The organism is Paenarthrobacter sp. CM16 (genome assembly GCF_013179505.1).
Lineage (GTDB): Bacteria > Actinomycetota > Actinomycetes > Actinomycetales > Micrococcaceae > Arthrobacter.
In genome coordinates this window covers 1-6,774 of the sequence record NZ_JABMCX010000255.1, presented here as the reverse complement: position 1 = coordinate 6,774, position 6,774 = coordinate 1, and the positions used below count along the sequence as shown (strand labels likewise).

The window sequence follows — 6,774 nt, the reverse complement described above, 5'->3', positions numbered from 1 at the left end:
CGTCACCAGCGTGGAGATGACGGCCACCAACACCAGCGCAGCTCCGATCTTCACGGCGAGATCGTCAGCCAAGCGGGCACCCAGCCGGCCTTGGATTGCGGACGCCCCCGCCCAGGCCAACGCAGCACCGGTCAGGGTCAGTCCGGCGAACGTGGGCGTGAACGCGTACCGTTCAGTCAGCAAGTACGGCAGGTACACCTCGGCTCCGAAGAACGCCGCCGACGCCAGCCCGCGGACCAGGATTACGCTGGGCAGGCCGCGCCGGGCGGTGAGGGTGCCACGCGGTACCAGCGGCTTCACCGCTACAAGGGCAATGACAAGCGCGACGACGGCAATCGCCCCGCCGTAGCCCGGCACCTCCGCGGACAGGTTCAGCCCCAGGACAGCGATTGCCGCGAGCGCAGCCCACCCCATTCGGCCGAAGGCCCAGGGAACAGGCTCAACAGCCGGTTCGGTGTTCATTCCCCGCACGGCCGGCACCACCATCAGCAAAGCCGGAACAACAAGGCCCACAACGCCGAGGAACACCCAGTGCCAGCTGCTCAACTGGGCCACCACGCCTGCCGCGAATGGACCTACCAGGGAAGGAACCACCCAGGACGCGGCGAACGCGGCGAAGATCTTGGGGTGCAGAACCGGTGGGTATACCCGGGCCACCAAAACGTAAAGGGCTACGGTCATCGCTCCCCCGCCCAGACCCTGCACCAACCGGCCCAGCACCAGCATTTCCATGGTTTCGGCCGTGCCCGCTATGAGCAGACCAGCCACGAACAGTGCCACGGAGGAGTACAGGGGTGCTGCCGGACCACGACGGTCGGACCAATTGCCCGCCGCCACCATGCCCATCACGCCCGTGGCCAGAGGACCTGCGAAAGCCAAGGCGTAAAGGCTCGCGCCGTCGAGGTCGCGGCTCACCAGCGGCATGATGGTGGTCACTGCGAGGGACTCGAACGCGCTGAGGAACACCAGGGCGCAGGCTCCCACGGTGGCGAGCAAGTAAGGGCGGCGCAGTATCCCGGCCGTTGAAGTGTCAGAGGTCATGGTGGCTACCCTAGAACCTCAACTAAAGTTGAGGTCAATCCACTACCCACGCCACCGAAGGCCACACCATGCAGCCAGCCACAACCCACCGGCCCCTCACCATTGGTGAGCTGTCCGAGCGAAGCGGAGTGGCGCCGTCGGCCCTTCATTTCTACGAACGAAACGGGCTGATCGAAGCGGAGCGGACGGCAGGCAACCAGCGGCGGTACCGGAGGGACACTCTGCGGCGGGTCGCGTTCATCAAGACATCCCAGCGGGTGGGCCTGCCGTTGAAGGATATTCGCGAGGCGTTGGATTCCCTGCCGGACGGCCGGACTCCCACCAAACGCGATTGGGCCAGGTTGTCGCTGCGGTGGCGCAAGGAGCTCGACGACCGCATCGCCGCCCTCCAACACCTCCGCAACGATCTTGACGGTTGCATCGGCTGCGGTTGCCTGAGCCTGAAGTCGTGCACGTTGCAGAACCCGTCCGACGAGCTCGGTGCTTCAGGTGCCGGTGCGCAGCGCTGGAACCAACCCACGTAGCCGCATCAGAGGATGGCGGTCATGACGTTCCAGCCGGCGCCCACCTGCTGGCGTGGCTATACGAAGGAAACGGCAAGGGTGGTTGGCTCGAACTTGCCGAAGCAGCAACAGGCATTGCCTTCCGTCCACCCCTCGCGGCACGCTTGGCGTATGACTGAAAAGACGCACGACGGCGGTACTCTCCACGGCGAACAGCGCACCGGCGCTGACACGCACCAGCACGGCCACGAACACGACGACGCCCAGCAACGCGGCCTGAACCTGCACGAGGATGCGGACAATGCAGTGGACATGTGGGATGGCATGTACAGGGAACGGACCAAGGTGTGGAGCGGCAATCCGAATCCGCAACTGGTGGCCGAAGCCAAGGATCTGAAACCCGGCAAAGCACTGGACCTCGGTTGCGGCGAGGGTGCCGATGCCATCTGGCTCGCAGAGCAAGGCTGGACCGTGACCGCCTTGGATGTCTCCGCCGTCGCGCTTGAACGGGCAGCTGCGCATGCAGCGCAAACCAGCCACGCGGACCGGATCACGTGGCAGCAACAGGACCTCACGGAATGGGCGCCGCAGCCTGAATTCGACCTTGTCTCGGCCCAGTTCCTGCACTCACCCCTGCTGCCGTGGCGGGAGTCCGTGGCGATGGCAGCGGCGGCAGTTGCCCCGGGCGGCACGTTGCTGGTGGTGGGACATCATCCGCACGGGCTGCCGTCGTGGAGCCACCATCACGATTCCGGCATGTTCTTCACGCCGGAGCAGCTGGCAGGCGCATTGCGTCTGGACCGCGAGCCGTGGTTCGTTAACGTCCTCACAGATCGCCAACGTTCCGTCACCGGCCCCGACGGCGAGTCGGGCACCACGTTGGACACTGTTTTGAGGGCTGTGAAACACGCTTAAGTACCGTCGGGAAGCAGCTCCGCGTAGGGTGCCACCACCTTGCCCGTGGCGGTGGAGTCCGGGTTGAGCATCCACCCGACGCGTTTTGCCGTGTTCAACATGACCACGCTCTCCACCAGTTCGATGCCCGGGATGCGCTGCTGGACGGTGAGCTCCATTTCCAGGACTTCGGCCAAGGACCGCAGCCACATGATGATGGTGAAGTTGGTCCGCCCTGTAGTTGAGGCCGCGAACCGCACGTTCCGGATGGCGCGGGACTCGATGGCGGCGGCCTCGTGCCTGCCTGGAGGGACGTTCGCGAACCACTGGATGGTCACAGGGTAGCCCGAGAATTGTTGGGCGACCTCGCAGCGGAAGGACAGCATCCGGCTGGCCAGGACCCTGCCCAGTTGCCGCTGCACGGTGGCCGGATTCCGGCCCAAGGCCCTGGCGATCTCCGCCGCGGTGGCCCGTCCGTCCCGGGCAAGGAAAGGGATGAGCGCCAAGTGGCTTTCGGGGAGCGGGGTGGCGCTGGCATCCGGTCCCGCCGGATGGTTGGTTTCAGGCCCTGCGAGCGCGCGGAGTGCCTGTTGCTCGCCCTTGGTGAGGACGTTGAGCCGCCAGGCGTAACCACTGATGTGGATGCGCGTGCAGAGTGCTGTCTGGTACTTGGTGAGTCCTCGGATCTCCTTCAGCCTCGGTAGCAGCTTCGTGCTGAACTGCTCCAAATCCTGGGTGATGACGGTCAAGGTCAGGTCGCGGTTGCTGGCCGCTTCTTCCACGGTGATGACCTCAGGAAGCTCGGCCAAAGCTGCCGTCACCTCCGGCCTCAGGTCCATGTCGCAATCGACATCCACCATAGCCAGGCACATGTTTTTTGGATCACCCGTGAGATGAGAGGTGGTCCAGGCCGCTCCTGCGTCCCGGAGCCGGTCCCAACGCGCAGCCAAGGTGGTGGCATGGACCCCGAGGACCTGTGCTGCGTCGGACCAGCTGAGCCGCGGCGAAATTTGCAGGGCATTGATCAGGCGCAGATCTTCCTCGCTGAGTTCCATGACTCAATACTGCCATACCAGTGCATAATTCCTGATATTTGGCGGAAAAAATGCATATTTCCAGATGTTTCCATGCATGTGAAGCACATCACCAGACAATTGTTTGAAGGAAGAGACCCGGATAAGCCCAGGAGTAAAACCATGACCATCGCTGCCGACGCCAAGGAGTTGCGGGACGACATCGTCCGCCTCCGTCACGATCTTCACCGTGAACCCGAAATCGGCCTGCAGCTCCCCCGCACACAGGAAAAAGTGCTCAAGGCACTGGAGGGACTGCCGTTCGAGATCACCCTCGGCAAGGAAACGACGTCGGTCACTGCTGTTCTCCGCGGCGGCGCCGGTCACGCTTCGGCCGGGAAGCCCGTGGTGTTGCTGCGGGCAGACATGGATGGGCTCCCCGTCCAGGAGAACACCGGCGTTGACTACACCTCCCGCGTGGACGGCGCCATGCACGCTTGCGGCCACGACCTCCACACCTCCATGCTGGCCGGTGCTGCCACTCTCCTGGCAGAGCGCCGGGATCAGCTGGCCGGCGATGTCGTGCTCATGTTCCAGCCCGGCGAGGAAGGTTTTGACGGCGCCAGCTACATGATCAAGGAAGGTGTCCTGGACGCCGCCGGCAAGCGCGCGGATGCGGCGTACGGGATGCACGTGTTCTCCTCCGTGGCCGACCACGGACAGTTCCTCACCAAGCCCGGGATCATGCTCAGTTCCTCGGCAGGGCTCTTCGTCACCGTCCACGGCGCCGGCGGTCATGGCTCGGCACCCCACCTGGCCAAGGACCCCGTCACAGCAGCAGCCGAAATGGTGACCGCCCTGCAGGTCATGATCACCCGCCAGTTCGACCTCTTCGATCCCGTGGTCCTGACCGTCGGGGTATTGCAGGCTGGAACCAAGCGCAACGTCATCCCCGAGACTGCACGTATTGAAGCCACCGTCCGGACCTTCTCCGAAGCCTCTCGCAGGAAGATGATGGAAACAGTACCCAGGCTGCTCCACGGCATTGCCGCAGCCCATGGGCTGGAGGTTCAGGTGCAATACGACGAGGAATACCCCCTCACCATCAATGACGAGGACGAGACCACCACCGCGGAAAAGGTCATCACCGGAATGTTCGGTGAATCACGGCACACCCGGATGGCCCTGCCCCTTAGCGGTTCCGAAGACTTCTCCCGCGTCCTTGAGGAAGTCCCCGGCACCTTCATCGGTCTTAGCGCTGTTGCCCCCGGCGCCGACCACGCGACGTCGGCCTTCAACCACTCGCCTTACGCAACGTTCGACGACGGCGTCCTCACCGACGGTGCTGCGCTCTATGCCGAACTCGCTGTATCCCGCATCGCCGCCCTGGCCGGCAACTAGCGCCCGCCCCTTCCCCGCATCAGCTTGGAGAATCACATGACCACCACCGCAGGAACGTCGGCCGACGTCACGGTCCACAAATCCCATGCGCGGACGCTCATCGGCACCGGGATCGGCAATGCCGTTGAATGGTACGACTGGGCAATCTACGCAACGTTCTCACCGTTCATCGCCAGCGCCCTCTTCAGCCAGGCAGACCCCACATCAGCTGTGCTGTCCACCCTGGCGATCTTCGCCGTCGGGTTCGTTGCCCGTCCGTTCGGCGGCTTCGTGTTCGGCTGGATCGGCGACAGAATTGGCCGTAAAACTTCCATGACCGTGGCCGTTGCACTGGGCGCGGTGGGCAGCCTGCTCATCGGTATCGCCCCGACATTCGCTGCCGTTGGCGCCTTCGCCTCGGTGATGTTGCTGGTGGCCCGCCTTATCCAGGGCCTTGCGCACGGCGGTGAGTTGCCGTCGTCGCAAACCTACCTGTCAGAAATGGCACCCAAGGAACACCGCGGATTCTGGGCCACCCTGATCTACACCTCCGGCACCGCGGGGATCCTTGCCGGCACGCTGCTCGGCGCAATCCTGACCAACGTCCTGAGCAAGGAAGACATGAGCGCCTGGGGCTGGCGCATCCCCTTCCTCATCGGTGGCGCGCTGGGCATCTATGCCCTGTTCATGCGGGCCAAGATGAAGGAAACCGAAGCGTTCGAGGCAGAGGCTCCCAACGAGAAACGCCTGCCCATCCTGCCGCAGATCATCAAGTACCGGAAGCAGGCATTGCAGGTCATCGGCCTGACCGTCGGCCTGACTGTTGTGTACTACATCTGGGGTGTGGTGGCACCGAGCTATGCGGCGACCAGCCTGAAGATGGACCGCGGCGAAGCCCTCTGGGCCGGTGTCATCGCCAACGTGGTGTTCATCGCCGCCCTGCCATTCTGGGGCAAGCTGTCCGACCGGATCGGCCGCAAGCCCGTGATCATCGTCTCCGCGGCCGGCGCTGCCCTCCTGCACTTCCCCATGACGTGGCTGCTGAAGGACTCGCCGTGGCAGCTGGCAGTGTCCATGTCCGTGATGCTGTTCTTCATCGCCGGCAGTGCCTCGATAGTCCCGGCCGTTTACGCCGAACTGTTCCCCACCCACATCCGAACCATCGGCGTCGGCGTCCCGTACTCCATCTGCGTGGCGGCCTTCGGCGGCACCGCCCCTTACCTGCAGACGTGGCTCGGCAGCATCGGGCAGGCTCAACTGTTCAACGTGTACGCCGTGATCCTGCTGCTGGTGGGCATAGCCTTCGCCTTCTCCATCCCGGAGACCAAGGGCAAGGACCTGACGCTCTAGGTTCTCCCGCGATTGTTGTGAGGCCCTCTCTGCACGTTTTCCCAAGGTCTTGGGGTGCAGAGCGGGCCTCACAACGTTAAACGAAGCGGTCGCGGCCTGCCCGGTAACCAAAGAAAGCAGCCAGGGAGCCCACCACCAGGAACAGGATGCCCGCCGCCGCGAAACCGCCCGTTGCCTGGTGAAGTTGGCCCACCATCAACGTGCCCGCCGAACCTACCCCGTAGCCGACGCCCTGCATCATCCCGGACAAGTGCGCGGCGGTGTGGGCGTCGCGGGTGCGGACCATGATCATGGTGAGTGCCACCGCGGTGAGCGAACCCTGTCCCAGCCCGTTGAGCCCGGTCCAGACCCAGATCAGCTCTGTGGGTCCAAAGATCGTGAGGGCAAAGCCACCTCCGGTCATCAGCGCCACCACCATGTTGATGATCCGCTGGTCCTTGAAACGCGTGGCCAGCGCCGGTGCAAACAGTGAGCCAAGCATCTGCAGCACAATCGACACCGACACGATCAGTCCGGCCGTTCCGCCGTCGATACCCCTATCGCGCAGGATCGGTGCCATCCAGGCGAACACACTGAACGACATCATGGCCTGC

7 protein-coding genes are annotated in these 6,774 nt (G+C 64.1%); 4 read left to right on the top strand and 3 right to left on the bottom strand.

Annotation, left to right across the window (positions count from 1 at the left end):
• The coding region (locus tag HP499_RS18655) for an MFS transporter (RefSeq protein ID WP_172325667.1) at window positions 1–1,041 on the bottom strand (1,041 nt) is incomplete at its 3' end.
• A 68-nt stretch (window positions 1,042–1,109) separates the two neighbouring features.
• Between HP499_RS18655 and soxR the strand changes: the two genes are divergently transcribed.
• Together soxR and HP499_RS18645 are read left to right on the top strand one after the other, a co-directional pair.
• Window positions 1,110–1,565 (top strand): redox-sensitive transcriptional activator SoxR, encoded by a 456-nt coding sequence (gene soxR, locus HP499_RS18650; protein WP_172325666.1) that lies wholly within the window; start codon window positions 1,110–1,112, stop codon window positions 1,563–1,565.
• A 150-nt stretch (window positions 1,566–1,715) separates the two neighbouring features.
• The gene (locus tag HP499_RS18645; RefSeq protein ID WP_172325665.1) at window positions 1,716–2,459 is read left to right on the top strand and encodes a cyclopropane-fatty-acyl-phospholipid synthase family protein; all 744 of its coding nucleotides are present in this window, start codon (window positions 1,716–1,718) and stop codon (window positions 2,457–2,459) included.
• Here HP499_RS18645 and HP499_RS18640 read toward each other — a convergent pair.
• Window positions 2,456–3,493, bottom strand: coding sequence for an Lrp/AsnC family transcriptional regulator (locus HP499_RS18640; RefSeq protein WP_172325664.1), 1,038 nt, complete (start codon window positions 3,491–3,493; stop codon window positions 2,456–2,458). The two genes, HP499_RS18645 and HP499_RS18640, sit on opposite strands and share 4 nt — an antisense overlap.
• Window positions 3,494–3,634: 141 nt before the next feature.
• Between HP499_RS18640 and HP499_RS18635 the strand changes: the two genes are divergently transcribed.
• Together HP499_RS18635 and HP499_RS18630 are read left to right on the top strand one after the other, a co-directional pair.
• The gene (locus HP499_RS18635) at window positions 3,635–4,852 is read left to right on the top strand and encodes a M20 family metallopeptidase (RefSeq protein WP_172325663.1); all 1,218 of its coding nucleotides are present in this window, start codon (window positions 3,635–3,637) and stop codon (window positions 4,850–4,852) included.
• Window positions 4,853–4,888: 36 nt separating this feature from the next.
• Complete coding sequence (locus HP499_RS18630) at window positions 4,889–6,181, top strand: MFS transporter (protein WP_172325662.1); 1,293 nt, start codon at window positions 4,889–4,891, stop codon at window positions 6,179–6,181.
• 76 nt (window positions 6,182–6,257) lie between these two features.
• Here the strand turns inward: HP499_RS18630 and HP499_RS18625 are convergent.
• Window positions 6,258–6,774: MFS transporter (locus HP499_RS18625; protein WP_375154258.1), on the bottom strand; the 517-nt coding region annotated here is incomplete at its 5' end.